The sequence below is a fragment of the Halobaculum halobium genome (genome assembly GCF_030127145.1).
GTDB classification, from domain to species: Archaea; Halobacteriota; Halobacteria; order Halobacteriales; family Haloferacaceae; genus Halobaculum; species Halobaculum halobium.
Genome location: NZ_CP126158.1, coordinates 569,351 through 593,804, shown reverse-complemented (window position 1 = coordinate 593,804; position 24,454 = coordinate 569,351). Strand labels below are relative to the sequence as shown.

Below are 24,454 nucleotides of genomic sequence, written 5' to 3'. Positions count from 1 at the left end.
GCTCGCCCGCGACGGCGCGCTGTTGCCACGACGGAGTCAGGTCCGGTTTTCGAGGAAGTCAGTGGAAAACACGATGTAGGCGAGTACCGAGCAAAACAGGATCGGCGGCAGGATCATGAACCCCCACAGCGGGTCGATCCCCCAGATGAGCAGCAACACCACGTCAGCGAGCCCGATCCCGAGAAACGGCAGCACCGCGAGCACGGCTCGGCGCCTGTTGCGACCGGACGACTCGCTCGTCGGCTCGTCACCGTCCGCCTCGGGCGTGTCGACCGATTCGCCCGCGGTCGTGGCCATACTCGCTGTCGGGTCCGCGCCCACAAAAGCGCCCCGCTCGCCGTCGTCGGACCCGCCTGTCGGTCAGTTCACCGCGTCGTCGTCGAACCGAGCGGCGACCGTCACGAGGCCGAACAGCACGCCAAGCACCGCGAGCGAGAGCACCGCGCCGTACGCGGCGACGGCCGTCGGCGTTCCCGGGACGGTGACGGCGCCGAACACCGTCACGGAGCCGACGGCGTTGTTCGCGGCGACGACGTACCCCGCGGCGGCCGCGAACAGCGTCACGACCGCGGCCGCGCCGATCAGGTACGGGCGACCGGACGCTTCGACGGCGCTCGGTTCCCCCTCGATCAGTCCCCCATCGTCGGTCGCTCCCCCGCTGTCACGGGGCGAGTGTCCGTCGTCGGCGGACGGGTCGCCCGTCGGCCGATCGCCGCCGCTGTCGTCGACGCCGTCGGTGGCCCCTCGATCGCTCACGGTCGCGTTTCGGTCGGCAGCGTCAAGGCGCTGTCGGGTGGCACCCGGGCCTCGGCGGGAGCCACTTCGACGACACACGGTTAAGTGTGAGCGGGCGGTCGCTCCGTGTATGACAGCCGACCCCGCCGACGACCCGCTGGTCGCGGCCGCCCGCGAGGCCTTCGCAGACGCGTACGTCCCCTACTCGGAGTACCCGGTCGGAGCGGCGCTTCGAACCGCCGACGGCACGGTCTACATGGGCTGCAACATCGAGAACGCCAACTACTCCAACTCCCTGCACGCCGAGGAGGTCGCGATCGCGGAGGCGGTGAAACACGGCCACACCGAGTTCGACCGCCTCGCCGTCGCCTCCGACGCCGCTGACGGCGTCACTCCCTGCGGGATGTGCCGCCAGACGCTCGCCGAGTTCTGCGACGGCGACATGGAGGTCGTCTGCGACGAGGGCGACGGCGTCACGACCTACACCCTCGGGGAGCTGCTGCCGGACACGATCAGCCTCGAGACGCTCACTGACGCCGCGGAGCGCCGCCAGCAACGATAGCTCACCGGCTTACAGTGTCGTCGTTCGCGACGGATCGCAGGACGCTCGGCGAGCCTGTGGCAGTTCACGTGATCAGGTCGGACAGACGCGTCCGGGTCGACGGTATCGATCGAACTGCGCTCGCGAAAAACAGGTGACTGCTGCCCCGGAGCCCCCGCCGGCGACGAGCCGTGCCCACGGCCGTGTCGTCGCCGACGGCGGGCGCGACGGTGCGGCACCGGTGACGGCGCCGTGCGGGTGGGACTCGAACCGGCCGACGAAGCGTTACTCGAAGAGTTCGCGGGCCTGTTCGTAGCGGGCGCTGGGTTCGGTCCAGTCGACGACTTCGAAGAACGCGGAGACGAAGTCGCCGCGGGCGGGGCCGTAGTCGTAGTAGTAGGAGTGCTCCCACACGTCCAGCGCGAGGATCGGGTGGCCGCCCCAGATTGCGCCCTGGTCGTGTTTGTCCACCACCACGTTGCGCAGTTGGTTCGAGAACGTGTCGTAGACGAGCAGCGCCCAGCCCGACGCGTTGCCGGCGGCGGCCTCGAACTCGCCCTTCCACGCCTCGTAGGAGCCGAAGTCCTCGGCGATCCGGTCAGCGAGCGCGCCCGACGGCTCGTCGCCGCCCTCGGGGCTCATGTTCTGCCAGAACAGGTCGTGCAGAATGTGCCCCGAAGAGTTGTGCGTCACGTTCCGGATCGCGCCCGCCGAGGAACCAAACTCGCCGGCCTCGCGGTTCTGTTCGAGCGTCTCCTCAGCCGAGTTCCAGCCGTTGACGTAGCCCTGGTGATGGGTGTCGTGATGCCACGTCAACACCTGCTCGGAAATGTGCGGCTCCAGCGCGTCGTAGTCGTACGGCAACGGATCGAGTTCGTAGCTCATGATTGTATCCCTCTACGAGGTATATCGGCGGGATAGCTGTTAAAGATTGAGAAGGTGACTGCTAGCACTTCACAACATACGTTCGCTTGTACCCCTCCGCTTGCTGGCGATCGGCGTCATACGGAGGCCGGTTGTGTGAGGGTGCGGTTCACGGCGGGTTCGAGAGCACAGTCGGTCTGCGAGATTTGTATCTTGCGACACGTTTTCACGGGCGAGGGGACGTCGCTCACGTCGTGTCCATGATCGACCAGCTCGGTGCGGTGGGTCGGATCGCCAGCAAATACTTCGTCGTGTGGGTTGTCGCGGCCGCAGGTGCGGCGCTCGTCCGCCCGGACCCGTTTATTCCGGTGCTCGACTACGTCACGCCGCTGCTCGGCCTGATCATGCTCGGGATGGGGCTGACGCTCCAACCCGAGGACTTCGAGCGGCTCGTCGAGCGTCCCGTCGACGTGGGGATCGCGGCGGCCACGCAGTGGCTCGTGATGCCGCTGGCGGCGTACGGCCTGTATCTCCTGTTCGACCTCCCGGACGCGATCGGGATCGGACTGATCCTCGTCGGCGCCGCGCCCGGCGGTACCGCCTCGAACGTGATGACGTACCTCGGCCGCGGCGACGTGGCGCTGTCGGTGGCCGTCACGACGCTCACGACCCTCGCCGCGCCGATCGTGATGCCCGCGTGGACGCTGTTCGCGCTCGGCGAGACGGTCGACGTGACGTTCGCGCAGATGTTCGGGAGCATCGTCCAGATCGTCATCGTCCCCGTCGTTCTCGGGTTCGCGATCCGGTACGTGCTCGACCGGCGAGCGCCCGAAGCGGCGGAGGCGGGCGTCGACGTGTTCCCGCTGGTCAGCGTGGTCGCCATCGTCGCGATCGTCGCCGGCGTCGTCGGCGCGAACGTCGACAACATCCTGACCGCGGGCGCGCTGGTGCTGCTCGCGGTCGTCGTGCACAACGGGATCGGCCTCGGCGCCGGCTACGGCGTCGGCCTCGCGGCGCGGATGCCGGAGGACCGTCGGCGGACGTGCGCGTTCGAGGTCGGACTCCAGAACAGCGGGCTGGCAGTCGCGCTGGCGACCTCGCTGTTCTCGCCGGCGGCGGCGCTGATCCCCGCGCTGTTCAGCGTCTGGCACAACGTCTCGGGCCCCGCGCTCGCGAGCTTCTTCAGCTGGCGTGACGACGAGAGCGAGAGATCGACGGGGGTCGCGGCGGCACCGACTGACGACTGAGCCCCAGCGACCGGACTGCCCTTCACCCGTTCGGTCCGGTTCCGAGTCCCGGTTCTGATCTCACTCCGCTCCAGCTATCGCGCCGGGCTCGTACGCGTCGTGCTGGCGGGTGTACTCCATCGTCGTCGCGACCGACTCCGCGACCTCGGCACCGGCCTCGCGCTCGACGATGTGGAGCGCCAAGTCGATGCCCGAGGTGACCCCGCCCGCCGAGAGCACGTCGCCGTCGTCGACGACGCGTTCCTCGCGCACGTCGGCGTCGGTGTCGCGGAGGTCGTCGAGCGCGGAGGCGTGCGTGACCGCGGGACGGCCGTCGAAGACGCCCGCTTTCGAGAGCAGCATCCCGCCGGTACAAACAGATGCGACCGTCGCCCCGGCGTCGTGGTGAGCCGCGACCGCCTCCGAAACCGCACCGCGCTCGTACTCGGCCCACGCGCCCGCCTCGCTCCGGTCGTTCCAGCCGCCGCCGGGGACGACGAGCAAGTCGAGATCGCCGGGATCGGCGAGGACGCTCTCTGCCTCGACGCGCATCCCATGGCTCGCGGTGACGAGGCCGGCGTCGTCGAGGCCGACGAGGCGCGTGCGGAAGTCGGCGCCGGCGGCCTCGGCGTTGCGGAACACCTCGAACGGACCGACCGCGTCCAGTTCGTCGAACCCCTCGTACAGCAGTACGTCGATGTTCATACCCCATGGAGGCCCTCCGGCGTCATAGTCGTACCGCGAGCCGAACCGACGCGAAGCGCCTCGACGCGAGGATCGCCGACGGTCGGGCAACCGGCGCGGCCCCGAGGCGGACAGGTTCATGTGTTGACGGCGGCTCGGCGGGCGTATGGGTCACTGTCCCCACTGCGACACGGAGATCCGCGAGGTCGTCGAAAGCGAGACGGACGCCCGTTTCACCGGCGACGCGACGGTGTGGGAGTGCGGCGCCTGCGGCGCGATCCTCGGCGTGAGCGAGATCGGCGTGTGACCGGACGAGGCCGCCGGGTCAGTCAGCGCTCGCTTCCTCTTCCTCCTCGCCGCGAGCGCGCTTGAACATCGACAGCGCCCGCTCGCGCATCTCCGAGTGGTCGACGATCGGATCCGGGTACTTCGGAGCGAGCTGGCGACGGCGCCCCACCGATAGCTCGTGCCACGAGTGGACGTTGTCGGGAGAAACGCTCGCGAGTTCAGGGATGTACTCCGAGATGTACTTGGCGTCGGGGTCGTAGCGCTCGCCCTGCGTCATGGGATTGAAGATGCGGAAGTACGGCTGGGCGTCGGTGCCGGTCGAGGCGGCCCACTGCCAGCCGCCGTTGTCGTTGGCGGTGTCGTGATCCGCGAGGTGCTGCTTGAAATGCTCGTAGCCGTGGCGCCAATCGAGCAGCAGGTCCTTCGTGAGGAACGACGCGACGATCATCCGCACGCGGTTGTGCATGTACGCCTCCTCGCGCAGTTGGCGCATCCCCGCGTCGACGATGGGGTACCCCGTCTTCCCCTCCGTCCACGCCGCCAAGTGTTCCATCGCCGCCTCGTCCGACCGCCACTCGATATCGCGCTCGTAGTCCTTGTAGTTCTCAGTGGCCACCTCGGGATTCGCCCACAGCACCTGCGTATAGAACTCCCGCCACGCGAGTTGCGACCGGAACTCCTCGACGGACGCGACCGGGCCGTCGTCCTCGTCGCCGCCGTCGTCCATCGCCTCCGCCTCGGCCATCGCCTCTTCGGTGGCGGCGTACACCTCCCGAACGCCGATCGTGCCCCACTTGAGGTCCGTCGAGAGCCGGGAGGTGGCCTCCTTCGCCGGGTAGTCGCGGGCCGCATCGTAGCGGTAGACGGCGTCCTCGCAGAACGCGGCGAGGCGCTCGCGGGCGGCCTCGGTGCCGGCGGCCTGCACGTCGGCCGCCGGCTCCTCGAAGCCGAGATCCGCGATGCTCGGTAGAGACTCGCCGGCGACGGCGTCGGCGGCGACGAGATCGCCGCCCGCGGGCGCGTCGAACGGGTCGGCCTTCTCGCGGTCGCGCCACTTCTTCCAGAAGTACGTGAACACCGCGTAGGGGTCGCCCTGGTTCGTCGTGATCGTCCCCGGTTCGTGGTGCACCGCGTCGTGGCGGGTCTCGCGGGCGACGCCGGCGTCGTCCAGCGCCATCCGGACGCGGGCGTCGCGCTTACGGGCGAGCCCGGAGTAGTCCTCGTTCCAGACGACGGCGTCGGCGTCGAACTCGTCGGCCAAGTCCGGGAGCACCTCGGCCGGGTCGCCGCGTGCGACGACCAGATCCGAGCCGCGTTCGCGGTAGTCGGCTCGTAGTTCAGCGAGTGCGTCGAGCATGAACCGGATCCGGGGAGGAGCGCCGTGGGCCAGTACGTCGTCGTCAAAGACGAACACCGGGACGACCGCCCTGTCGTCGTCGGTCGCCTCGACCGCGGCGGCGAGGCCGCGGTTGTCGGCGACGCGCAGGTCGCGCCGGTGCCAGAACAAGCGCATGAACCCGGACACGGGCGCGACGGTAGTAACGTTAGTGGCGGGCGAACCGTGTCGGGATCACGGCGCCCACGGTCACACCGAGTCGATCCAGTCGCGCCGGCCGTCGAGGACCGCGAAGCGCTCGCCGCGGCGACGTTCCAGCAGGTGCAGCAGGCGCTCGGCCCAGTCGAGCTTGCGGGCCTTCATCCCGCCCACGTCGGGGTCGTCAAAGTCCCAACCGGGGAAGATGAGTCCCTCGGCGCCGCAGCGGTCGGCGAGAAACGCCGCCCGGTCGCCGTCGGTGAAGCCGCCGAAGTTGGCGACGGCGTCGACCGGGGCCGCCTGCGTCGTGACGAGCGTGTGGGCGGCGTCGTGGCGCGGGAGCCACTCGTCGACCAAGTCGCCGTTGTCGCCGTGGGCGTGGGCCACGACTACCTCGCCGCGTTCGGTCCGTTCGGCCCCGGTTTCGGGGTTCTTGTCCAGATCCGTCACCATCGCGTCGACCGCGACGCCCTCGGCGGCGAGGCGGTCCGTGGCGGTCGAGGCCGCGAACACCCGGTCGGCGTCGCGAGCGAGGTCGGCGTCGCCCTCAGCGACGGTCCCGCGCCGGCGACGGCGACGGTCGCGCCTCCACAGTCCACCCGGTCGAGGTCGAACGGCTCGGCGTGGGCGGCGGCGCGGTCTCTGACCGCCTCGTCGGCGGCGCGGTCGAACCCGAAGTCGGCGAGGATCGCCTCGTAGATCGGCTCCCAGTCGGTGAACTCCATGGCGGTGACTAGCGGTATGACCGCTCGCAGTAATACGGGATCGGGCCGAAAGCGCACCAGAGTACCCCTACCCGCGGTGCCCTTCCGGCTTCCATCGTCTGCTATCGAGCGATCGGGTATAAGTTTTCTTACTCTGTCGGACGTGTGACGCACGACAGCGCGGCGTCCAACGCCTCCGTAGCCCCGTTCGCGGCCGCTGCGGCCGCCGCTGTTTCGGCGACGGTCCCGATCAACAGGGCCGACGAACCGGTCGCGTCGGCGACAAGTACCGCCGACGCATCGGCGGCCGCGGCGCGCAGCGCGCCGATCGCTTCGGGGTCGAGCCCGTCGAACTCGTACACGCGGGCGACGGCGTCGGCGGCGACGGCCGGGTCGCCGCCGAATCGCTCGACGTGTCGGCGGGCGTCCCCCGTCGTCGCAACGTCCAGCTCCTCGACGGAGATCTCGCCGCCTCGCGTCGCGCGGTTGCGGGCGAACTCCTTCCCGATGAGGGCGGCGTCGCGGGTCTCGGCCACGTCGTGCGTGCGGACGATGTGAGCGCCGCGCTCGACGGCCATCGAGGTCGCCGCCAGCGAGACGGGGAGCGCCCCCTCGGTGTCGCGGCCGGCGACGCTCCGGAGGAAGTTCTTCCGGTTGATCGACACGAGCAGCGGCCGGCCGTAGCCGCGGAACTCCCGGAGGCGGTGGAACGTCTCGCGGTCGTCCGCCAGGGTCTTGTCCTCGGACCAGCCGCCGAACGCCGGATCGACGATGGTCTTGTCGGTGAACCCGTTGAGCGAGAGCGCCTCGTAGATGTCGTCCACGTCCTCGACGGCGCCCGGCCGCTCCAGGTCCGGCGGCGACGCCATCTTCGCGACCGCGGCGTCGTACTCCTCACAGACGCGGGGCAGCTCCGGGTCGGCGAACCCGCAGATGTCGTTCACCATGTCGAACCCGCGAGACAGCGCCGCGTCGGCGACCTCGTGATAGCGCGTCTCGATGGAGAAGACCGCGTCGCCGGAGACGCTCTCCATCGTCTCGATCGCGGTGTCGAGGCGCTCCAGTTCCTCCTCGGCCGAGAGCACCTCGAACCGCTTGTTCGCGGACTCGAGCCCCACGTCGACGATGTCGGCGCCCTCGCCGATCAGTTCCTCGTCGACGTACGCCGCTGCGTCGCCGGGGTCGTCGTACACGCTGGGATCGTACGGCGACTCCTTCGACACGTTCAGCACGCCCATGATCCGCGGCGGGTGATCGTCGCCGATCTGGAGGCCCGCGGCGTCGACAGTTCGCATGGACCGTTCCAAGGGCGGGTCGCGCTTCGGTGTTGTGATCGCGGCCGATAGGTCACCGCTCCGGCCGGTGGTCGCCTCGATCGGCGGCGCTTGAACTCGCGGGCACCCGAGAGCGCGCCGCTTATCCCCGGCGCGCGGCAAGCGGAGGCAAATGGGTAAGGTGAGCATCGGCCTGCGCGGCTGGCGCTTCGACGAGGACGAGATCTTCACCGACGCCGGCGGCTGGCGGCCGCTGGAGGAGATCCCGAAGGAGCCCCGTCACCGGCTCGTGCGGCTTCAAGTCGTGATGAACAAGCCCTGCGACGCCTGTTACTTGATCCACGGGGAGGCGGACAAACAGCAGTGTCGCCCCGCGAGCATCATCTACGGGGAGCCGCTCGACGAGGTGCTGCTGTGTGACGAGCACGAGGCTGACTTCCTGTTCTGGTTCCGCGAGCGCGGCGGCGCCAGCATCGCCGGCGAGGAGACGTTCCGCGACGCCTTCCACGAGTGGTTCGACGACGGCGGTCGCGCCCCGGACGGCTACGGCGGCATGGAGCACGTCGAGGAGGCGCCAGAGGACCTCCCCGACCTGCGCGACCCCGAGACGCTGTACGAGGACGACGACCTGCTCGTCGACGAGCGCCCGGACTTCGACGAAGAGAGCGACGCAGCCGGCGACGAAGCGCCGGACGCGGACGCAGCTGGCGAGGCCGAAGCGAACGCAGACGACGGTGACGAAGCCGACGACGATCTCTCCGTCGACGATCTCGACCTCGACCGCGAGTACCCGACATGAGCGACGACGGCGACAGCGACGGGGTCACCCACGGTGACGGGAACGTGACGGGCGAGCCGAATGCGAGCGACGGCGGGAGCACGACCGGAGATGACGGCGTCGACCGCGAGTTCGTCGTCGTCGTGATCGAACCGGAGACGCCGGGGAACGTCGGCACGATCGCGCGGGCGATGAAGAACTTCGGGCTCACGGACCTGAAGCTGGTCGACCCGCCGGAGATCGACCCCGACGGCGAGGCGTACGGCTTCGCCGGCCACGCCCGCGAGGACGTGCTCCCCAACGCCGACACCGTGACGCTCGACGAGATCGTCGAGAACTACCACACGGTCGGCACCACCGCGATCACCGGCGAGGACGCGCGTCGGCACGTCCGGTTTCCGTTCAAAACGCCCGCAGAACTGCGCGAGTCGCTCGCGAGCGTCGACACGGACACCGCACTCGTGTTCGGACGCGAGGGAACGGGCTTGAACAACGAGGAGTTGGCGCAGCTGGACGAGCTGATCTCCATCCCAGCGAACCCCGAGTACCCGGTAATGAACCTCGGGCAGGCGGCGACGGTGACGCTGTACGAACTCCGTTCGCTGTTCCTCGACGAGTATCAACTCCCAGAGGTGGAGCACGAGCGGGCCGACGAGTCGGAGATCGAGCGATTCTACGAGCAGTTCGGCGCGTTCCTCGGTCGGGCGGAGTCGCGCGACCACAAGCGCGAGCGCAGCGAGCGCCTGATCCGCCGGCTGGTCGGGCGCGCGCACCCGACGAGCAAGGAGATGACGACGCTGACGGGCGTGTTCCGTCGTGCCACCGACCTGTTGGGCCACACCGACCACAGCGACCGCGAGCGGGTCGACGACGACGAACGACGCGTCCGCTGAGGACGGTACGAGGGGCCTACTCGCCGTCCCGACGGAGGTACATCACGTTCCCGATCATCGAGAAGACGGATTCGTCTTCCTGGTTGTACGTCCGCGTTCGCGCCCGGACAACGCCCCGTTCGGGCTGGTCCGCGTTCTTTTCGAGCACCTCGTTTTCGATCCGGAGGGTATCACCCGGTCGCACCGGAACCAGCCAGCGGAGTTCGTCGACGCCCTTCGCGCCGACCGTCGCGGCGTCGCTCAGTTGGCTCTCGACGAGCAGGCGCATCGTCATCGCGGCGGTGTGCCATCCGGAGGCGATCAGACCACCGTACGGCGACTGTTCGGCCGCGCGATCGGGATCGGTGTGAAACCACTGCGGGTCGTAGCGCTCGGCGAACGACAGGACTTCCTCCCGGGTCACCTCGTAGGAGCCGTGGGTCTCGACCGCGCCGACCTCGACGTCTTCGTAGTAGACTGGCATGGCCGGCGATCCACTCGGGAGCACATGAAACCCGGTGTAGGCGACGGCGATACGCCCAGACTACCGCTCGGACGCGGGTCGCCGGGGGCGTGAAACGACGTGAACGGTCGACGCGCCTATATCCGTGACCGGTATGCGTGCAAACGCCCCTACCCCGGCGTACCACTCGTACGCCGTTCGGTCGCGCCGTCGGAAACGGACCCGCGGTGGGGTGGCTCCGACGTGCGACCGTCGTTTCATCGCCCCGGAGCCATCGGCTCGGGGGTGCGACTCGATCGGCACGGCCGGGAGTCGGTCGACGGGCCGAGATCCGGTCATGATCCGGGCGCGATCCGGACCGGTTTTGGGCACGTGGAGCGAACACCGCCGTAATGGACGACGATCTCAAAGAGCGCGTGCGAGCGGAGGCGGAGACGCACGCGCTCTACAACGCGTTGAAGCACGGCTCCGACCCGGAGGTGGGCGCCATCATGGGCCCGCTGATGGGCGAGAACCCCGACTTCCGACCCCACGGCGATGCGATCCCCGGCGTCGTCGCGCCCGTCGTCGCGGAGGTCTCGGACATGAGCGACGACGAGCGTCGCGAGCGACTGCTCGGTCTCGCGCCCGACCTCGTCGAGGAGTTAGAGGCCGAGGATGAGGAGGACGACCAGGTGCTCCCCGACCTGCCGAACGCCGACGAGTACGACGAGATCCGGATGCGCCTCGCGCCGAACCCGAACGGCCCGTGGCACCTCGGATCCGCGCGGATGCCCGCAGTCATCGGGACGTACAAGGAGATCTACGACGGCTGGATGCTGTGTCGGTTCGACGACACCGACCCCGAGACCAAGCGACCGGACCTCGACGCCTACGACGAGATCCTCGACGCCATCGGCTACCTCGGCTTCGAGCCCGACGAGGTGCTGAAGGCGAGCGACCGCGTCGAAACCTACTACGACCACGCCCGCGAACTCATCGAGAAGGGCGGCGCCTACACCTGTTCGTGTCCCGCCGAGCACTTCCGGAGCCTGAAGGCCGACGCCGAGCCGTGCGACCACCGCGACAAGGCCGTCGAGACCGTTCGCGAGGAGTTCGAGGCGATGGTCGACGGCGACTACTCGGACGGCGAGATGGTCCTGCGGGTGAAGACCGACATCGAACACAAGAACCCCGCGCTGCGCGACTTCGTCGCCTTCCGCATGGTCGACACGCCCCACCCGCGCGAGGAGGCGGCCGACTACCGCGCGTGGCCGATGCTCGACTTCCAGTCGGGTATCGACGACAACCTCACTGGCGTCACCCACATCATCCGCGGTATCGACCTGCAGGACTCCGCCAAGCGCCAGCGCTTCGTCTACGACTACTTCGGCTGGGAGTACCCCGAGGTCGTCCACTGGGGCCACGTCCAGATCGACGCCTACGACGTGCCCATGTCCACCTCGACGATCAAGGAGAAGGTCGACTCAGGCGAGTTGACCGGGTGGGACGACCCGCGGGCGCCGACGCTCGCCTCTGTCAAGCGCCGAGGGATCCGCGGAGCGGCCGTCGTCGACGCGATGGTCGATCTGGGGGTATCCACGAGCAACGTCGATCTGGCGATGTCGAGCATCTACGCGAACAACCGCGATCGGATCGACGACGACACCGACCGTCGGTTCCTCGTCCGCGACGCCGCCGAGTCGGACGCCGACGGACGCGACCGCCTCCCCTCGGGCCCCATCGAGGAGTTCGCCCTCGCGGGCGACGTGCCCGGCGTCGGGACACCGCCGCTTCACCCGAACCACGAGGACCGCGGCGACCGCGAGGTGCCCGCCAGCGAGGCCGTCCTCCTGGAGGCGGACGACGTGCCCGCCGCCGGCGAGCGCGTTTGGCTCAAGGGGTACGGCTGCCTCCGGCGCGACGGCGACGAGCTGGCGTGGGTCGGCACCGACATCGCCCTCGTGCGCGAGGAGGGCGTCCCGGTCGTTCACTGGGTCGGCGCCGGCGACGACGAGCACGTCCGCGTCCGAGTCCGGACGATGGACGGCGACGTGGTCGGCTACGCCGAGCCCGGCTACGCGGGCTACGACGAGGACGACTTGGTGCAGTTCGAGCGCGTCGGCTTCGCCCGGTTCGACGCCGCCCCCGGCGACGACGCCGAGAAGGCCGCGCCCGACGAGTACCTCGCCTTCTACGCGCACCCGTAGCGGGCGCCTTCGGTTCCCGTCCTCCTTCGCTCGCCTCGCGTCTCCGACTCCGCCACGTTCGAATCCTCGATCTCGTCGCGGTCGTTCCCACAAGCCGATTCCGGACAACGACTACCGCCAACGGTAGCTCTTTCCCACGACGTGCGTGATCGATCATCATGGTAGATCCCATCGGGGACGGCGAGGTCGCGCACAACTACGTCGGCGGCGGGTGGCGCGAGGCGAACGGCGGCGAGTCGCTCGACGTTGAAAACCCGGCGACCGGCGAACAGGTCGGGTCGGTCGCGTTCTCGTCGGCCGACGACGAGGACGAGGCGATCGCGCTGGCCAACGAGGCGTTCGAGGAGTGGTCCACGACGGCCGTCGAAGAGCGTATTCAACCGCTGTTCCGACTGAAGGCGCTGCTGGAGGAGCATCAGGAGTCGCTGGCGGAGGTGCTCGTCACCGAACACGGCAAGACGAAGGCGGAGGCGATGGGCGAGATCCGCCGCGGCATCGAGAACGTCGAGGTCGCCTGCGGCATCCCGACGATGATGCAGGCGGGCCACCTCCCGCACGCCGCACCGAACATCGACGAGACGGCGGTGCGCCAGCCGCTGGGAACCGTCGTCGCGGTGACGCCGTTCAACTTCCCGGCGATGATCCCGCTGTGGTTCCTCCCGTACGCGGTCGCGACGGGCAACACGTTCGTGCTCAAGCCCAGCGAGCGCGACCCGTTCACGGCCAACCGGATCGCGAGCCTCGTGGACGAGGCCGGCTTCCCCGACGGCGTCGTGAACGTCGTCCACGGCGGCCCGGACACCGTGAACCGACTCATCACCCACGACGGGATCGAGGCGGTGTCGTTCGTTGGCTCGACGCCGATCGCCCAGCACGTGTACGAGACGGCCGCGGGCGCCGGCAAGCGCGTGCAGGCGCAGGGCGGTGCGAAGAACCACGTCGTCGTGAGCGCGAACGCTGACCTGCAGTTCGCCGCCGAGCAGACCTGCTCGTCCGCGTTCGCCAACGCCGGCCAGCGCTGTCTCGCGAACCCCGTCGCTGTCGTCGAGGACGAGGTGTACGACGAGTTCGCCGAGCGCCTCGTCGCGGAGGCGAAGGCGATGGAGATCGGTCCGGGGCTGGAGGAGTCGACCGACATGGGGCCGCTCGTGTCCGGCCCGCACCGCGACTCGGTGCTGGAGTACGTCGAAACCGGGGTCGAGGAGGGCGGCGAACTCCTCCTCGACGGTCGCGAACAGGACGTGCCGGCGTCGGGGTATCACCTCGGCGCGACCATCTTCGGCGACGTGGACCCGGACGCGACGATCGCCCGCGAAGAGATCTTCGGACCGGTGCTGGCGCTGATCCGCGCGGAGGACTTCGACGACGCCCTCTCGCTGGTGAACCGGTCGCAGTTCGGCAACGCGGCGTCGCTGTTCACCAGCGACGGCGGCGAGGCCCGGCGCTTCCGGCTGGAGATCGACGCCGGCAACGTCGGCGTCAACGTGGGCACTGCCGCCGCGATGGCGTTCTTCCACTTCGGCGGCGACAAGGACTCCTTCTTCGGCGACCTGCACGCCCAGGGCGACGACGCCGTGCGCTTCTACACCGACGAGACGGTGTTCATCGAGCGATGGCCCGATAACTGACTCGTTCCGCCGAACCGGGTCGAAGCGCTCCCGATTCCGATCGAGGGGTCGCCGAGGAATTTATCTGTGCTCCAAACACTCCATCGGCAATGACTGACTCCGAGGAGCGACCCCGATCCCGAGGTGACGAGCCCGGCGTCGACGCCGACTCGCTGCTCGATCCAGCGCTCCTCGATCGGATGACGGACGCGTTCTTCGCGCTCGACGACGAGTGGCGGTTCACCTACCTCAACGACAAGGGCGAGGACATCATCCGAAATGCGATCGACGGCGGCGCCGAGGACGACCTCGTCGGGCGTGGGATCTGGGAGCTGATCCCCGAGGCTGTCGACACCGAGTTCCACGACAGCTACGTCGAGGCGATGGAGACGCAGTCGACCGTCGAGTTCGAGGCGTACTACGAGCCGCTGGACGCGTGGCTCGCGGTCAGGGCGTATCCCTCCCCGTCGGGGCTGTCGGTGTTCTTCCGGGACGTGAGCGAGGAGCGCGAGCGGCGCGAGCGGCTCCGATCGCACGAGGAGGCGCTGGCGGATATCACCGAGACGCTCGCGGAGCCAGACCAGACGTTCGAGGGTCGCGTCTCCGGGCTCCTCCAGATCGGGGCCGAGATGCTCGACACCGAGTACGGCACGCTCTCCCGGATCCGAGACGACCAGTACGTGTTCGAGATCGTGCACGCCCCGGACGACAGCGTCGCCGCCGGCGACGTGGTCGACCTGTCTGCGACCAACTGCGAGCGGACCGTCCTCAGCGAGGAGGCGCTCGCACTCAACGACGTCGGCGAGGACGAGGTGTTGGCGGAACGCGACGGCTACACCGATTGGGGGATATCCTGTTACCTCGGGGCGCCGGTCCGGGTGAACGGATCGGTGTACGGGACGTTCTGTTTCTACGACCGCGAGCCGCGCACCCAGGCGTTCGACGAGTGGCAGGTGACGCTCGTGGAGCTCATGGCCGAGTGGGTGTCGGCGCAGTTGGAACGACAGGTCGTCGAGGAGAATCTTCGGCGCCAAAACGATCGGCTGGAGGACTTCGCGACGATCGTGAGCCACGACCTCCGCAACCCCCTGGCGGTCGCGAAGGGCCAGCTCGAACTGCTGTCTGCGGAACTCGACGACGAGCGCCTCGGAAAGGCGACCCGCGCCCACGACCGAATGGAGCAGATCATCTCGGACGTGCTGACGATGGCGCGGACGGGGAGTGCCGTCGAGGACCCGGAACCGACCGACCTGCGCGCGGCGGCGGCTGAGGCGTGGTCGACCGTCGACACCGGGTCGGCGACACTCGACGCCGAGGGCGCGGCGACGCTCGTGGCCGAACGGAGCCGCCTGCTCCAACTGCTGGAGAATCTGTTCCGTAACGCCGTCGAACACGGGGGCGACGACGTGCACGTCGTCGTCGAATCGACGGCCGGGGGCTTCGCGGTCGCCGACGACGGCCCGGGCATCACGGAGTCGGACCGCGATTCGGTGTTCGACCACGGGTACACCACCCGCGAGGAGGGAACCGGGTTCGGGCTGAGTATCGTCCGCGAGATCGCACAGGCCCACGGCTGGACCGCGTCCGTGACCGCGTCCGAGACGGGCGGGGCCCGGTTCGAGTTCGTCGACGAAGAGCACCCCTGAGCGAGCGCGGCGGCGCCGGCGGTCCCGCGTTCGAACGGATGCTCGAAACCACCGTGCTGGGCGTTCACACGGTCGTGACGCCCTCGCACGACGACCGCGGGTTTCGTGACGCTTAAGTACGGGCTCCGAGTTACATCGAACGCAGACACTGTAGGGGCGCCGGGTCCCGAGTCCGGAGCCGCGGTGGCTCGCGAGGCGACGATACAACAGACAGGGTGTTGCGGTAGCCAAGCCTGGCCCAAGGCGCTGGGTTGCTAACTCAGTGGCGCAAGCCTCCGGGGTTCGAATCCCCGCCGCAACGCTGACCACACAGACAAGACATGAGTGCAGAAGAACCAGAGAACGCGCCCGACGCGGAGGAGGACGACGAGGACCTCCAGTACTTCGTCCGGATCGGCCAGACGGACCTGGACGGGACGAAGTCCGTCGAGCGCAGCCTCAGCGACATGAAAGGCATCGGCCAGCGCACGGCGCGCCTGGTGGCCGAGGCCGCCGACGTGGACCGAACCGCCACGTTCGGCCGCCTCGATCAAGACGACATCGACGACGTCGTCGACGTCGTCGAGAACTTCTCGGAGCACGTGCCCGAGTGGATGGTCAACCGGCAGAAGGACTTCTTCACCGGCGAGACCGACCACATCGTAGGCTCGGACCTCAACGAGAAGCGCCGCCACGACATCAACCGGATGAAGATGATCGACTCCTACAAGGGCACCCGCCACAAGCGCGGGCAGAAGGTCCGCGGACAGCGGACCAAGTCCACGGGCCGGACCGAGGGCACCATCGGGGTCAACGTCGAGGAGATCCGCGAAGAACAGGCCGAGGAGGAAGCGGCCGCCGCGGAGGATGACGACGAATGAGTACCGGAACCTCCACCAAGCGCTACGAGACGCCGAACCACCCGTACCAGGGCGAGCGCATCGACGAGGAGTCGGATCTGCTCTCCCGCTACGGCCTGAAGAACAAAGAGGAACTGTGGCGCGCGCAGTCGGAACTGCGTCGCTACCGCCGCGAGGCGCGACGCCTCATCGGCGAGTCGCAGGGCGACGTCGAGGCGGCCAACGAGGCCGGCGCCGACTTCGTCGCGCGGCTCCAGCGCCTCGGCATCCTCGACGAGACGGACGCCATCACGGACGTCCTGTCGCTCGACGTGACCGACGTGCTCGAACGTCGGCTCCAGACGGTCGCCTACCGCAACGGCGTCGGTAACTCGACGAAGCAGGCGCGGCAGTTCATCCTCCACGGCCACGTGGTCGTCGGGGACGCCCGCGTCACGCGCCCGTCCTACAAGGTCGAGACGGTCGAGGAGGACCTCGTCGACTTCGACGAGCAGTCCCCGCTTGCCGACGAACTCCACCCCGAACGCGCGGAGGGTCAGTAAATGAGCGAATCCGAGACCACCGAGAGTCGCTGGGCGATCGCGAACGTGTTCGCGTCGTTCAACAACACTCTCATCACGGTGACCGACATCACCGGGGCTGAGACGCTGATCAAGTCCTCGGGCGGTGCCGTGGTGAAGCAGAACCGAGACGAGGCGTCGCCGTACGCGGCCATGCAGATGGCCGAGGGCGTCGCCGAGCAGCTCAAGGCGCAGGGAATCGAGGGCGTCCACGTCCGCATCCGCGGCCCCGGTGGCAACGCTCAGAAGTCCCCGGGCCCGGGCGCGCAGCCGACGATCCGCGCGCTCGCCCGCGCCGGGATCGAGATCGGTCGCATCGAGGACGTGACCCCGATCCCGCACGACGGCACTCGAGCGCCGAAAAAGAACCGCCTGTAATCCATGGCTGCAGACTTCGACGTCGAGGTAGTCACCCGAGACGACCGATCCGCGCGGCTGCTCGTGCGCGGGCTCACCCCCGCGGTCGCGAACGGCCTGCGCCGGACGATCCTCTCGGAAGTCCCGACGTTCTCGATCGACACCGTTCGGTTCGTCGAGAACTCGTCGGTGATGTTCGACGAGATGGTCGGGCTCCGCCTGGGGCTCGTCCCCCTGACGACGCCGCTTGACGACTACGAGGTCGGCGACACCGTCACCCTCGCGCTCGACGTCGAGGGACCGGCGACGGCGTACTCGGGCGACATCGAGACGTCCGACGACCTCGTCCAGCCGGCCGACGAGAACGTCCCCATCATCGAGCTGAAGGAGGGACAGCGGCTGGAGTTCGAGGCCGACGCGGTGCTCGACTCCGGCAAAGAGCACGCGAAACACCAGGGCGGCGTGGCCGTCGGCTACCGCCACCTGCAGCGCGTGAGCGTCGTCGGCGACGCCGACGAATTCGACGAGGAGGAGCCGAACATCCTCCGCGGCGTCATCGAAACGGAGGACGGCGAACTCGTCCACACCGAGGAGTTCGACTCCGATCTCACCAACCGATACCCCGGCAAGGAGCTGGACATCGAGGACGTTCCCGGCGCGTTCGTCTTCCAGATCGAGACGGACGGGTCGATGAGCGTCGAGGAACTCACGCTCCGTGCGGTCGAGTCGTTGCGTGACCGCGCGGACGAACTCGCAGAGAAAGTCGCAGTTTAACCAATCACATGTCGTCTCACCACACCCACCGATTGTTCGCCCCCGCGGCGCGTCCGACCGGCCAGCCGGCGCGCCGTCACCGTCTCGTACGGACGGGGTGGACCGAAGGGGTTATCCGGTGGGACGGCAAACGACGGGACGCGAGCAGGGGTAGCCCAGTCTGGCCAACGGCGCAGCGTTCAGGGCGCTGTCCTGTAGAGGTTCGCAGGTTCAAATCCTGCCCCCTGCACTCCCGTTCTCACGTGGACTCAGTCGCGACCGGTTACCGGCGCGACCACACGTCGCGTGGTCGCCGTCGGCGGCTCGCGACCGATCCAACAACTCTCACTCAAGAGGAAACCGTATGAGTAGTAGCAAGACTAATCCGAGACTTCAGAACCTCATCGCCGAACTGAAGTCGGTCGCGCGTTCGTCCGATGCCAGCGTCTGGCAGGACGTCGCCGACCGGCTCGAAAAGCCGCGGCGCACGCACGCGGAGGTCAACCTCGGCCGCATCGAGCGGTACGCAAACGAGGACGAGACCGTCGTCGTGCCGGGCAAGGTGCTCGGCTCGGGCGTGCTCCGTAAGGACGTTACCGTCGCCGCCATCGACTTCTCCGGCACCGCCGAGACGAAGATCGATCAGGCAGGCGAGGCCGTCCGGCTGGAGGAAGCGCTGTCGAACAACCCCGAAGGGACCGATGTCCGGGTGATCCGATGAGCCTCGCAGAGTTCGAGGCCGACGTGGTCGTCGACGGACGCGACGCCATCATGGGTCGCGTCGCGTCGAAGGTCGCACAGCAGGCGCTCGACGGCGAGCGCGTCGCGATCATCAACGCCGAGCGCGCCGTGATCACCGGGAACACCGACGCGACGCTTGAGAAGTACCGCACGCGCGCGAACCTCGGCTCCGACTCGGGCCCGTACTACCCGAAGCGACCGGACCGCATCTTCAAGCGGTCGGTCCGCGGGATGCTGCCGTACAAGACCACGAAGGGTCGCGAGGCGTTCGAGAACGTCCGCGTGTACGTCGGTAACCCGTTCGACTCCGAGACGACCTCGCCCGACGAGGACGCGCCGGAGCCGGAGGTGCTCGATGGCACCTCCCTCGATCGACTGTCGAACATCAAGTTCACCACCCTCGGTGCGATCTCCGAGGACCTGGGGGCCAACGTCACATGGTAACGAACACGTCCGGAAAGAAGAAGACCGCCGTCGCCCGCGCCACCGTCACGGACGGCGAGGGGCGAGTGCGTATCGACTCCCAGCCCGTCGAGCTGGTCGAACCCGAGATGGCGCGCCTGAAGATGCTGGAGCCGTTCCGCGTCGCCGGCGAAGACCTCCGCTCGGAGGTCGACGTCGAGGTGTCGGTCAACGGCGGCGGCTTCGCCGGTCAGGCGGACGCGGTCCGCACGGCGATCGCACGCGGCATCGTGCAGCACCGAAACGACGCAGAGCTCCGCGACGCGTTCATGGAGTTCGACCGCTCCCTGCTGGTGAACGACTCCCGGCAGAGCGAACCGAAGAAGTGGGGCGGGCCCGGCGCACGCGCTCGCTACCAGAAGTCGTACCGCTGAGGTGATCCACCCATGATGATCCCTGTCCGGTGTTTCACGTGCGGCAACGTCATCGGTGAACACTGGGAGGAGTTCAAAGCTCGCGCCAAGGAGGGCGACGAGGACCCCGCAGCGGTCCTCGACGAACTCGGCGTGGACCGCCACTGCTGTCGGCGGATGATGGTGAGTCACACCGACCTGGTCGACGTCGTCTCCCCATACCAATGAGCGGGAACCTGGAGTACAACCGGTACGAGAAGGCCCGCATTCTGGGCGCACGATCGCTGCAGCTGGCGTACGGAGCGCCAGCGCTGATCGACAGCGACCAGTCCGAGCCGATCCTCATCGCGGCCGAGGAGTACGACGCCGGCGTGTTGCCGTTCACGGTCCGCCGGGAGGGCACGTAGATGACCCTGATCGAGTCGGTGTCGCTTCGTCGCGTGCTCGACTCGCGGGGGAACCCCACGGTTGAGGCCGACGTATTGACCCAGTCGGGCGGCTTCGGCCGCGCGGCGGCGCCCTCCGGGGCGTCGACGGGCGAGTACGAGGCGATCGAGCTCCCGGCGAAGGAGGCGATCGCGATGGCCCGCGAGCACGCGGTCCCGCGCTTGGAGCGGTCGGTTCACGCCGGCAACCAGCGCGACGTGGACGCGGCCCTGCACGCGGCAGACGGGACGGACGACTTCTCTGAGATCGGCGCCAACAGCGCCGTCGCCATCTCGATGGCGGCGTCGAAGGCGGGTGCCGACGTGCTGGGCGCGCCGTTGTTCCAGCACCTCGGCGGCACCTTCCGTGACGCCGACCGATCGTTCCCGGTCCCGCTGGGGAACGTCGTGGGTGGCGGCGAGCACGCCGCCGAAGCGACGCACATCCAGGAGTTCCTCGCGGCGCCCGTTGGCGCGCCGTCGGTGGCGGAGGCGGTCTTCGCCAACGCGGATGTCCACGCCGAGGTCGCCGAGATCCTCGCCGACCGCGGCGTCGCCGCCGCGAAGGGCGACGAGGGCGCGTGGGCGCCCGCCGTCTCCGACGCCGAGGCGTTCGAGATCGTCGACGAGGCCACCTCGCGCGTTGAGGAGGCGCTCGGGTTCGAGATCAAGTTCGGTCTCGACGTGGCCGCCTCGGAGCTGTACGACGCCGACGCCGGCGTCTACCGCTACGGCGACGCCGAGCGCACCTCGGCCGAGCAGGTCGAGTACATGGCCGAGTTGGTCGACGACTACGACCTCGCGTACGTCGAGGACCCCCTCGACGAGGACGACTACGACGGCTTCGCCGAGCTGACCGATCGGGTCGGCGACCGCACGCTGATCTGCGGCGACGACCTGTTCGTCACGAACGTCGAGCGCCTCTCGCGGGGCATCGACGAGGGCGCGGCCAACAGCATCCTGATCAAACCGAACCAGATCGGGACGCTGTCGGACGCGTTCGACGCCGTGGAACTGGCCCAGCGCAACGGGCTGGACGCGGTCGTCTCCCACCGCTCGGGCGAGACCGAGGACACGACCATCGCACACCTCGCCGTCGCGACCGACGCCTCGTTCATCAAGACGGGGACGGTCGGCGGCGAGCGCACCGCAAAGCTGAACGAACTCATCCGCATCGCGGAGGAGGCAGTATGAGCGAAAGCGAGAACGACACCGAAGAGGCGACGGACGCCGAGGAGGAGGTCGAGGAGACCCAGCCCGCGGCCGAGGAGTCGCCCGACGACACTGAGGAACAGCCCGAGGAGACCGAGGCGGCCGAGGAGGCCGACGAGGAGGAGAGCCCGCGCTTCGACGAGGACGTCATGCCCGACGACGAGGCAGACCTGCTCATCCCCGTCGAGGACTACCTCTCGGCTGGGGTCCACATCGGGACCCAGCAGAAGACCAAGGACATGGAGCGGTTCATCCACCGCGTCCGCGACGACGGTCTGTACGTGCTCGACGTGAGCAAGACGGACGGCCGGATCCGGACGGCGGCATCGTTCCTCTCCAACTACGACCCCGAGCAGGTGCTCGTCACCTCCTCGCGCCAGTACGGTCGCTTCCCGGCCGAGAAGTTCGCCGACGCAATCGGCGCGCGCGCGCGCACCGGTCGCTTCATCCCGGGGACGCTGACGAACCCCGAGTACGCCGGCTACATCGAGCCGGACGTCGTGGTCGTCACCGACCCCATCGGCGACGCGCAGGCGGTGAAGGAGGCAATCACGGTCGGCATCCCCGTCATCGCGATGTGTGACTCCAACAACCAGGTCAGCAACGTCGACCTGGTTATTCCGACGAACAACAAGGGTCGCCGAGCGCTCTCGGTCGTCTACTGGCTGCTCGCCAACGAGACGCTCGACCGCCGCGGCGCCGAGCCCGGCTACGCCCTCGAGGACTTCGAGGCCGAACTGTAAGCCGACGGCTGAATTTCGCGTTCACTCCTTTGTAGTCACAGTCGCCAGCCCCGGCGCCGCCGAACGCCTGTCGAACGGACGGAGAGCGACGTGTGTCGACCGCGGCGCCTACCGCGAGAGCAGTCGCTCGGCTTCCTCGATCGACGACGCACGGCGGTCGGCGCCTCCGACAGCGTCCTCGTCACCGACGCGAACGACCGCGGTTGCGCCCGCCATGCGGAGGAACGTTTCCCACTCCCCGAGCGCGGCGAGGGCGTCCCCGCGGGCGGTGAACTCACGCACGTCGACGACGACGCCGAACTCGGCGTCGCACTCCTCGGCAATGTGGCGCGCTCGCGCCATCGCCGTGACGACGTCCGCCGCCTCGAACGCACCCGAGAGTTCGACTCGCAAGCGCGTGCCGTCCCGACTACGGTCCACGTGCGGGGATGCGTTCGGTGGCGTCGTCGAACTCATGAGAGAAGGAGCCACATCGACGCACATAATTCCGCGGTTGAATTTATCAAACGATATAATCTGGATCCAGGCGGACGGGCAGTCGAGTGACGTGGCTGTCGGTGGTGAAGTCGACACCGCGGAGCCGACCCGAGACGACCGGATCCCGGTCGCGACGGCGTGCATTCCCTCTTTCCCTGGGTCGCCGGTCCGCGGCTGCGGGCGTGGCGCCGTGGGATCCCGCGGAGACGCGGTCGCCGAGCGCCACGGTTCGACACGGGGTCGGACCTCATATAACCGTACCGCAGCGCGTATCAATCCCGAGGCGGGCGTTCGCCCCGGCCGGAGTCGAAACGGCTGTTAGGGCCGGGATGCTGGTCGCGGGTATGACCACCTGCAGCGCGCCGGGAAAGGTGTACCTCTTCGGCGAGCACGCGGTCGTGTACGGCGAGCCGGCGGTGCCGTGCGCGGTCGAGCGCCGCGCACGCGTGTCCGTCGAGCCGCGGGCGGACGGGCGCGTCCGCGTCGACGCGGCGGACCTCTCGCTTGACGGCTTCACCGTCACCTGGGGCGGGGGCGTTGACGACCGGCCTGACGTAGACGTGCCGACGCCGCTGTTGTCGGCGGCGACGGAGTACATCGAAGCCGCCGTCGACCAGGCCCGCGAGGCCGCCGGCGCCCCCGAGACGGGCTTCGACATCACCGTCGAGTCCGACATCCCTCTGGGCGCCGGCCTCGGTTCGTCGGCGGCTGTCGTGGTCGCCGGCATCGACGCGGCGACGCGTGCGCTCGGCACCGAGTTGGATCCCGAGGAGGTGGCCCGCCGCGCCTACCGGGCGGAGTACGAGGTGCAGGACGGCCAGGCGTCGCGCGCGGACACGTACTGCTCGGCGATGGGCGGGGCCGTCCGCGTCGAGGGCGACGACACACGGACGATCGACGCGCCGCCGCTTCCGTTCGTCGTCGGCTACGACGGCGGCGCCGGAGACACCGGTCGGCTCGTCGCGGGCGTTCGCACCCTCAGGGAGGAGCACGACTTCGCCGCGGACACGGTGGCGACGATCGGTGATCTCACCCGCGAGGGCGAACGGCTGCTCGCCGCGGCCGACCCCGAGACGGAGCCCGACGACGAACTGCTCGCGGAGCTCGGCCAGCTCATGGACTTCAACCACGGGCTGTTGGAGGCGCTCGGCGTCTCCTCGCGCTCGCTGGACGCGATGGTGTGGGCCGCGCGTGAGGCGGGCGCCCACGGTTCGAAACTGACCGGCGCCGGAGGCGGCGGCTGCACGGTCGCGCTGGACTCCTCCGACGAGACCGAACACGCGCTCGGCTACACCGCCGAGTGCGAGCAGTCGTTCCGCGCCGAGCTCGCGACCGAGGGCGTCCGGGTGGAGGTGGCGTAGATGGTCACCGTCCTGAAGCTCGGTGGCTCGGTCATCACCGAGAAGGACCGCCCGGAGACCCTCGACGGAGAGACGTTGGCGGCGCTCGCGGCCGCGATCGCCGAGGCGGACGTGGAGAACCTCGTCGTCGTCCACGGCGGCGGCTCGTTCGGGCACCACCACGCGGCCGAACACGGCGCGAGCACGACCGAAGGGATCCGCGACGCGGGCGGCGTGATGGACGTCCACGGCGCGATGACGACGCTGAACCGGTTCGTGCTCTCGCGGCTGCACGCCGAGGACGTGCCGGCGGTCCCGGTCCACCCGTTCTCTGCGGCGGTGCGGGACGCCGCCGGCGACCTCACCCTCATGACCGATCAGGTCGCGACGATGCTCGACGAGGGGTTCGTCCCCGTGCTCCACGGCGACGGCGTCGTCCACGCGGGCGAGGGCGTCACCGTCCTCTCGGGCGACGAGATCGTGACGGAACTCGCGTCGGCGCTCGACGCCGACCGCGTCGGCCTCTGTTCGACGGTTCCGGGCGTCCTCGACGGCGACGACGAGGTAATCCCACGGATCGACGCGTTCGACGAGGTCGCGGACGTGCTCGGCGTCAGCGACGCGACGGACGTGACCGGCGGGATGGCCGCGAAGGTGCGCGAGTTGCTCGCGCTCGGCTCGCCGGCGGACGTGTTCGGCCCGGACGACATCGGGTCCTTCCTCGCGGGCGAAGAGCCCGGGACGCGGATCGGGTGAGGGGCCCGAAGGCCGGCGTCGACGCCGGCGC

29 protein-coding genes, 2 tRNA genes and 1 pseudogene are annotated in these 24,454 nt (G+C 69.0%); 23 read left to right on the top strand and 9 right to left on the bottom strand.

Features of this window, described 5'->3' with window-relative positions; all coding sequences use genetic code 11:
• Window positions 1-36: 36 nt before the first annotated feature.
• Both P0Y41_RS03210 and P0Y41_RS03205 read right to left on the bottom strand, forming a co-directional pair.
• Entirely contained in the window at window positions 37-297 is a 261-nt protein-coding gene (locus P0Y41_RS03210) for a DUF8142 family protein (protein WP_284062546.1), read from the bottom strand.
• A gap of 63 nt (window positions 298-360) precedes the next feature.
• On the bottom strand, window positions 361-756 hold the full coding sequence (locus P0Y41_RS03205) for a DUF7520 family protein (RefSeq protein WP_284062545.1): 396 nt from the start codon (window positions 754-756) through the stop codon (window positions 361-363).
• 109 nt (window positions 757-865) lie between these two features.
• Here P0Y41_RS03205 and cdd point away from each other — a divergent pair, with 109 nt between their 5' ends.
• Window positions 866-1,297: a cytidine deaminase gene (gene cdd, locus P0Y41_RS03200; protein ID WP_284062544.1), complete on the top strand. Its 432-nt coding sequence runs from the start codon at window positions 866-868 to the stop codon at window positions 1,295-1,297.
• Between the two features lie 264 nt (window positions 1,298-1,561).
• On the opposite strand, the gene sod is transcribed toward cdd, so the two are convergent.
• Window positions 1,562-2,161 (bottom strand): superoxide dismutase [Mn], encoded by a 600-nt coding sequence (sod, locus tag P0Y41_RS03195; protein ID WP_284062543.1) that lies wholly within the window; start codon window positions 2,159-2,161, stop codon window positions 1,562-1,564.
• Window positions 2,162-2,400: 239 nt separating this feature from the next.
• On the opposite strand from sod, the gene P0Y41_RS03190 reads away from it, so the two are divergent.
• Complete coding sequence (locus P0Y41_RS03190) at window positions 2,401-3,387, top strand: bile acid:sodium symporter family protein (RefSeq protein WP_284063329.1); 987 nt, start codon at window positions 2,401-2,403, stop codon at window positions 3,385-3,387.
• 60 nt (window positions 3,388-3,447) lie between these two features.
• Here P0Y41_RS03190 and P0Y41_RS03185 read toward each other — a convergent pair whose 3' ends face one another.
• Complete coding sequence (locus P0Y41_RS03185) at window positions 3,448-4,071, bottom strand: DJ-1/PfpI family protein (protein ID WP_284062542.1); 624 nt, start codon at window positions 4,069-4,071, stop codon at window positions 3,448-3,450.
• A 145-nt stretch (window positions 4,072-4,216) separates the two neighbouring features.
• Here P0Y41_RS03185 and P0Y41_RS03180 point away from each other — a divergent pair, with 145 nt between their 5' ends.
• Window positions 4,217-4,357: a hypothetical protein gene (locus P0Y41_RS03180; protein ID WP_284062541.1), complete on the top strand. Its 141-nt coding sequence runs from the start codon at window positions 4,217-4,219 to the stop codon at window positions 4,355-4,357.
• A gap of 18 nt (window positions 4,358-4,375) precedes the next feature.
• On the opposite strand, the gene P0Y41_RS03175 is transcribed toward P0Y41_RS03180, so the two are convergent.
• From P0Y41_RS03175 to P0Y41_RS03165, 3 genes and pseudogenes are all read right to left on the bottom strand, one after another.
• Window positions 4,376-5,851, bottom strand: a complete 1,476-nt coding sequence (locus P0Y41_RS03175; RefSeq protein ID WP_284062540.1) for a cryptochrome/photolyase family protein — start codon at window positions 5,849-5,851, stop codon at window positions 4,376-4,378.
• Window positions 5,852-5,923: 72 nt separating this feature from the next.
• Window positions 5,924-6,597 (bottom strand): annotated as a pseudogene (locus tag P0Y41_RS03170) (6-hydroxymethylpterin diphosphokinase MptE-like protein).
• 128 nt (window positions 6,598-6,725) lie between these two features.
• The gene (locus P0Y41_RS03165) at window positions 6,726-7,871 is read right to left on the bottom strand and encodes a dihydropteroate synthase (RefSeq protein WP_284062539.1); all 1,146 of its coding nucleotides are present in this window, start codon (window positions 7,869-7,871) and stop codon (window positions 6,726-6,728) included.
• Window positions 7,872-8,022: 151 nt separating this feature from the next.
• On the opposite strand from P0Y41_RS03165, the gene P0Y41_RS03160 reads away from it, so the two are divergent.
• Both P0Y41_RS03160 and P0Y41_RS03155 read left to right on the top strand, forming a co-directional pair.
• Window positions 8,023-8,649, top strand: coding sequence for a DUF8114 family protein (locus P0Y41_RS03160; protein ID WP_284062538.1), 627 nt, complete (start codon window positions 8,023-8,025; stop codon window positions 8,647-8,649).
• Window positions 8,646-9,521: an RNA methyltransferase gene (locus tag P0Y41_RS03155; RefSeq protein WP_284062537.1), complete on the top strand. Its 876-nt coding sequence runs from the start codon at window positions 8,646-8,648 to the stop codon at window positions 9,519-9,521. Before P0Y41_RS03160 ends, P0Y41_RS03155 begins: the two co-directional genes overlap by 4 nt.
• A 16-nt stretch (window positions 9,522-9,537) precedes the next feature.
• Here P0Y41_RS03155 and P0Y41_RS03150 read toward each other — a convergent pair whose 3' ends face one another.
• Window positions 9,538-9,984, bottom strand: coding sequence for a MaoC family dehydratase (locus P0Y41_RS03150; RefSeq protein ID WP_284062536.1), 447 nt, complete (start codon window positions 9,982-9,984; stop codon window positions 9,538-9,540).
• 371 nt (window positions 9,985-10,355) lie between these two features.
• Between P0Y41_RS03150 and P0Y41_RS03145 the strand changes: the two genes are divergently transcribed.
• From P0Y41_RS03145 to rpsB, 16 genes are all read left to right on the top strand, one after another.
• Window positions 10,356-12,152: a glutamate--tRNA ligase gene (locus tag P0Y41_RS03145; RefSeq protein ID WP_284062535.1), complete on the top strand. Its 1,797-nt coding sequence runs from the start codon at window positions 10,356-10,358 to the stop codon at window positions 12,150-12,152.
• 158 nt (window positions 12,153-12,310) lie between these two features.
• The gene (locus P0Y41_RS03140) at window positions 12,311-13,780 is read left to right on the top strand and encodes a CoA-acylating methylmalonate-semialdehyde dehydrogenase (RefSeq protein ID WP_284062534.1); all 1,470 of its coding nucleotides are present in this window, start codon (window positions 12,311-12,313) and stop codon (window positions 13,778-13,780) included.
• A gap of 89 nt (window positions 13,781-13,869) precedes the next feature.
• Window positions 13,870-15,405 (top strand): ATP-binding protein, encoded by a 1,536-nt coding sequence (locus P0Y41_RS03135; protein WP_284062533.1) that lies wholly within the window; start codon window positions 13,870-13,872, stop codon window positions 15,403-15,405.
• Between the two features lie 217 nt (window positions 15,406-15,622).
• Window positions 15,623-15,706, top strand: a tRNA-Ser gene (locus P0Y41_RS03130).
• A gap of 19 nt (window positions 15,707-15,725) precedes the next feature.
• Window positions 15,726-16,265, top strand: coding sequence for a 30S ribosomal protein S13 (locus tag P0Y41_RS03125; protein ID WP_284062532.1), 540 nt, complete (start codon window positions 15,726-15,728; stop codon window positions 16,263-16,265).
• Window positions 16,262-16,786, top strand: coding sequence for a 30S ribosomal protein S4 (locus P0Y41_RS03120; protein WP_284062531.1), 525 nt, complete (start codon window positions 16,262-16,264; stop codon window positions 16,784-16,786). The genes P0Y41_RS03125 and P0Y41_RS03120 overlap by 4 nt, the downstream gene beginning before the upstream one ends.
• Window positions 16,787-17,182, top strand: a complete 396-nt coding sequence (locus P0Y41_RS03115) for a 30S ribosomal protein S11 (protein ID WP_222607873.1) — start codon at window positions 16,787-16,789, stop codon at window positions 17,180-17,182.
• 3 nt (window positions 17,183-17,185) lie between these two features.
• Entirely contained in the window at window positions 17,186-17,935 is a 750-nt protein-coding gene (locus P0Y41_RS03110) for a DNA-directed RNA polymerase subunit D (RefSeq protein ID WP_284062530.1), read from the top strand.
• A 144-nt stretch (window positions 17,936-18,079) separates the two neighbouring features.
• Window positions 18,080-18,164 (top strand) — tRNA-Leu (locus P0Y41_RS03105).
• A gap of 114 nt (window positions 18,165-18,278) precedes the next feature.
• A complete protein-coding gene (locus P0Y41_RS03100) occupies window positions 18,279-18,635 on the top strand; it encodes a 50S ribosomal protein L18e (RefSeq protein ID WP_284062529.1) in 357 nt (118 codons plus the stop codon).
• Window positions 18,632-19,099, top strand: coding sequence for a 50S ribosomal protein L13 (locus P0Y41_RS03095; RefSeq protein WP_284062528.1), 468 nt, complete (start codon window positions 18,632-18,634; stop codon window positions 19,097-19,099). The genes P0Y41_RS03100 and P0Y41_RS03095 overlap by 4 nt, the downstream gene beginning before the upstream one ends.
• Entirely contained in the window at window positions 19,093-19,491 is a 399-nt protein-coding gene (locus tag P0Y41_RS03090) for a 30S ribosomal protein S9 (RefSeq protein ID WP_284062527.1), read from the top strand. The genes P0Y41_RS03095 and P0Y41_RS03090 overlap by 7 nt, the downstream gene beginning before the upstream one ends.
• Window positions 19,492-19,503: 12 nt before the next feature.
• Window positions 19,504-19,698 carry a DNA-directed RNA polymerase subunit N gene (locus P0Y41_RS03085; protein WP_222607868.1) on the top strand — a complete coding sequence of 65 codons (195 nt, stop codon included), beginning with the start codon at window positions 19,504-19,506 and terminating at the stop codon, window positions 19,696-19,698.
• Window positions 19,695-19,877 (top strand): DNA-directed RNA polymerase subunit K, encoded by a 183-nt coding sequence (locus tag P0Y41_RS03080; protein ID WP_284062526.1) that lies wholly within the window; start codon window positions 19,695-19,697, stop codon window positions 19,875-19,877. Before P0Y41_RS03085 ends, P0Y41_RS03080 begins: the two co-directional genes overlap by 4 nt.
• Window positions 19,878-21,089 carry a phosphopyruvate hydratase gene (eno, locus tag P0Y41_RS03075; protein WP_284062525.1) on the top strand — a complete coding sequence of 404 codons (1,212 nt, stop codon included), beginning with the start codon at window positions 19,878-19,880 and terminating at the stop codon, window positions 21,087-21,089.
• Complete coding sequence (rpsB, locus tag P0Y41_RS03070; protein ID WP_284062524.1) at window positions 21,086-21,850, top strand: 30S ribosomal protein S2; 765 nt, start codon at window positions 21,086-21,088, stop codon at window positions 21,848-21,850. The genes eno and rpsB overlap by 4 nt, the downstream gene beginning before the upstream one ends.
• 108 nt (window positions 21,851-21,958) lie before the next feature.
• Here rpsB and P0Y41_RS03065 read toward each other — a convergent pair whose 3' ends face one another.
• Complete coding sequence (locus tag P0Y41_RS03065; RefSeq protein WP_284062523.1) at window positions 21,959-22,306, bottom strand: hypothetical protein; 348 nt, start codon at window positions 22,304-22,306, stop codon at window positions 21,959-21,961.
• A 365-nt stretch (window positions 22,307-22,671) separates the two neighbouring features.
• Here P0Y41_RS03065 and mvk point away from each other — a divergent pair, with 365 nt between their 5' ends.
• On the top strand, window positions 22,672-23,688 hold the full coding sequence (gene mvk, locus P0Y41_RS03060) for a mevalonate kinase (protein ID WP_284062522.1): 1,017 nt from the start codon (window positions 22,672-22,674) through the stop codon (window positions 23,686-23,688).
• Window positions 23,689-24,423: an isopentenyl phosphate kinase gene (locus tag P0Y41_RS03055; RefSeq protein WP_284062521.1), complete on the top strand. Its 735-nt coding sequence runs from the start codon at window positions 23,689-23,691 to the stop codon at window positions 24,421-24,423. It begins immediately after the preceding gene.
• Window positions 24,424-24,454 lie beyond the last annotated feature (31 nt).

Excerpts from the sequence above, each read along its gene's own strand:
- rpsB (WP_284062524.1), top strand. The coding sequence starts at position 21,086 with ATGAGCGAAAGCGAGAACGACACCGAAGAGGCGACGGACGCCGAGGAG.
- P0Y41_RS03140 (WP_284062534.1), top strand. The coding sequence starts at position 12,311 with ATGGTAGATCCCATCGGGGACGGCGAGGTCGCGCACAACTACGTCGGC.
- P0Y41_RS03080 (WP_284062526.1), top strand. The coding sequence starts at position 19,695 with ATGAGCGGGAACCTGGAGTACAACCGGTACGAGAAGGCCCGCATTCTG.
- P0Y41_RS03160 (WP_284062538.1), top strand. The coding sequence starts at position 8,023 with ATGGGTAAGGTGAGCATCGGCCTGCGCGGCTGGCGCTTCGACGAGGAC.
- P0Y41_RS03155 (WP_284062537.1), top strand. The coding sequence starts at position 8,646 with ATGAGCGACGACGGCGACAGCGACGGGGTCACCCACGGTGACGGGAAC.
- P0Y41_RS03175 (WP_284062540.1), bottom strand. The coding sequence starts at position 5,851 with ATGCGCTTGTTCTGGCACCGGCGCGACCTGCGCGTCGCCGACAACCGC.
- P0Y41_RS03095 (WP_284062528.1), top strand. The coding sequence starts at position 18,632 with ATGAGCCTCGCAGAGTTCGAGGCCGACGTGGTCGTCGACGGACGCGAC.
- P0Y41_RS03110 (WP_284062530.1), top strand. The coding sequence starts at position 17,186 with ATGGCTGCAGACTTCGACGTCGAGGTAGTCACCCGAGACGACCGATCC.
- P0Y41_RS03085 (WP_222607868.1), top strand. The coding sequence starts at position 19,504 with ATGATGATCCCTGTCCGGTGTTTCACGTGCGGCAACGTCATCGGTGAA.
- cdd (WP_284062544.1), top strand. The coding sequence starts at position 866 with ATGACAGCCGACCCCGCCGACGACCCGCTGGTCGCGGCCGCCCGCGAG.
- sod (WP_284062543.1), bottom strand. The coding sequence starts at position 2,161 with ATGAGCTACGAACTCGATCCGTTGCCGTACGACTACGACGCGCTGGAG.
- P0Y41_RS03100 (WP_284062529.1), top strand. The coding sequence starts at position 18,279 with ATGAGTAGTAGCAAGACTAATCCGAGACTTCAGAACCTCATCGCCGAA.
- P0Y41_RS03125 (WP_284062532.1), top strand. The coding sequence starts at position 15,726 with ATGAGTGCAGAAGAACCAGAGAACGCGCCCGACGCGGAGGAGGACGAC.
- P0Y41_RS03090 (WP_284062527.1), top strand. The coding sequence starts at position 19,093 with ATGGTAACGAACACGTCCGGAAAGAAGAAGACCGCCGTCGCCCGCGCC.
- P0Y41_RS03115 (WP_222607873.1), top strand. The coding sequence starts at position 16,787 with ATGAGCGAATCCGAGACCACCGAGAGTCGCTGGGCGATCGCGAACGTG.
- P0Y41_RS03180 (WP_284062541.1), top strand. The coding sequence starts at position 4,217 with ATGGGTCACTGTCCCCACTGCGACACGGAGATCCGCGAGGTCGTCGAA.
- P0Y41_RS03135 (WP_284062533.1), top strand. The coding sequence starts at position 13,870 with ATGACTGACTCCGAGGAGCGACCCCGATCCCGAGGTGACGAGCCCGGC.
- mvk (WP_284062522.1), top strand. The coding sequence starts at position 22,672 with ATGACCACCTGCAGCGCGCCGGGAAAGGTGTACCTCTTCGGCGAGCAC.
- eno (WP_284062525.1), top strand. The coding sequence starts at position 19,878 with ATGACCCTGATCGAGTCGGTGTCGCTTCGTCGCGTGCTCGACTCGCGG.
- P0Y41_RS03150 (WP_284062536.1), bottom strand. The coding sequence starts at position 9,984 with ATGCCAGTCTACTACGAAGACGTCGAGGTCGGCGCGGTCGAGACCCAC.
- P0Y41_RS03165 (WP_284062539.1), bottom strand. The coding sequence starts at position 7,871 with ATGCGAACTGTCGACGCCGCGGGCCTCCAGATCGGCGACGATCACCCG.
- P0Y41_RS03210 (WP_284062546.1), bottom strand. The coding sequence starts at position 297 with ATGGCCACGACCGCGGGCGAATCGGTCGACACGCCCGAGGCGGACGGT.
- P0Y41_RS03055 (WP_284062521.1), top strand. The coding sequence starts at position 23,689 with ATGGTCACCGTCCTGAAGCTCGGTGGCTCGGTCATCACCGAGAAGGAC.
- P0Y41_RS03145 (WP_284062535.1), top strand. The coding sequence starts at position 10,356 with ATGGACGACGATCTCAAAGAGCGCGTGCGAGCGGAGGCGGAGACGCAC.
- P0Y41_RS03190 (WP_284063329.1), top strand. The coding sequence starts at position 2,401 with ATGATCGACCAGCTCGGTGCGGTGGGTCGGATCGCCAGCAAATACTTC.
- P0Y41_RS03065 (WP_284062523.1), bottom strand. The coding sequence starts at position 22,306 with ATGAGTTCGACGACGCCACCGAACGCATCCCCGCACGTGGACCGTAGT.
- P0Y41_RS03185 (WP_284062542.1), bottom strand. The coding sequence starts at position 4,071 with ATGAACATCGACGTACTGCTGTACGAGGGGTTCGACGAACTGGACGCG.
- P0Y41_RS03120 (WP_284062531.1), top strand. The coding sequence starts at position 16,262 with ATGAGTACCGGAACCTCCACCAAGCGCTACGAGACGCCGAACCACCCG.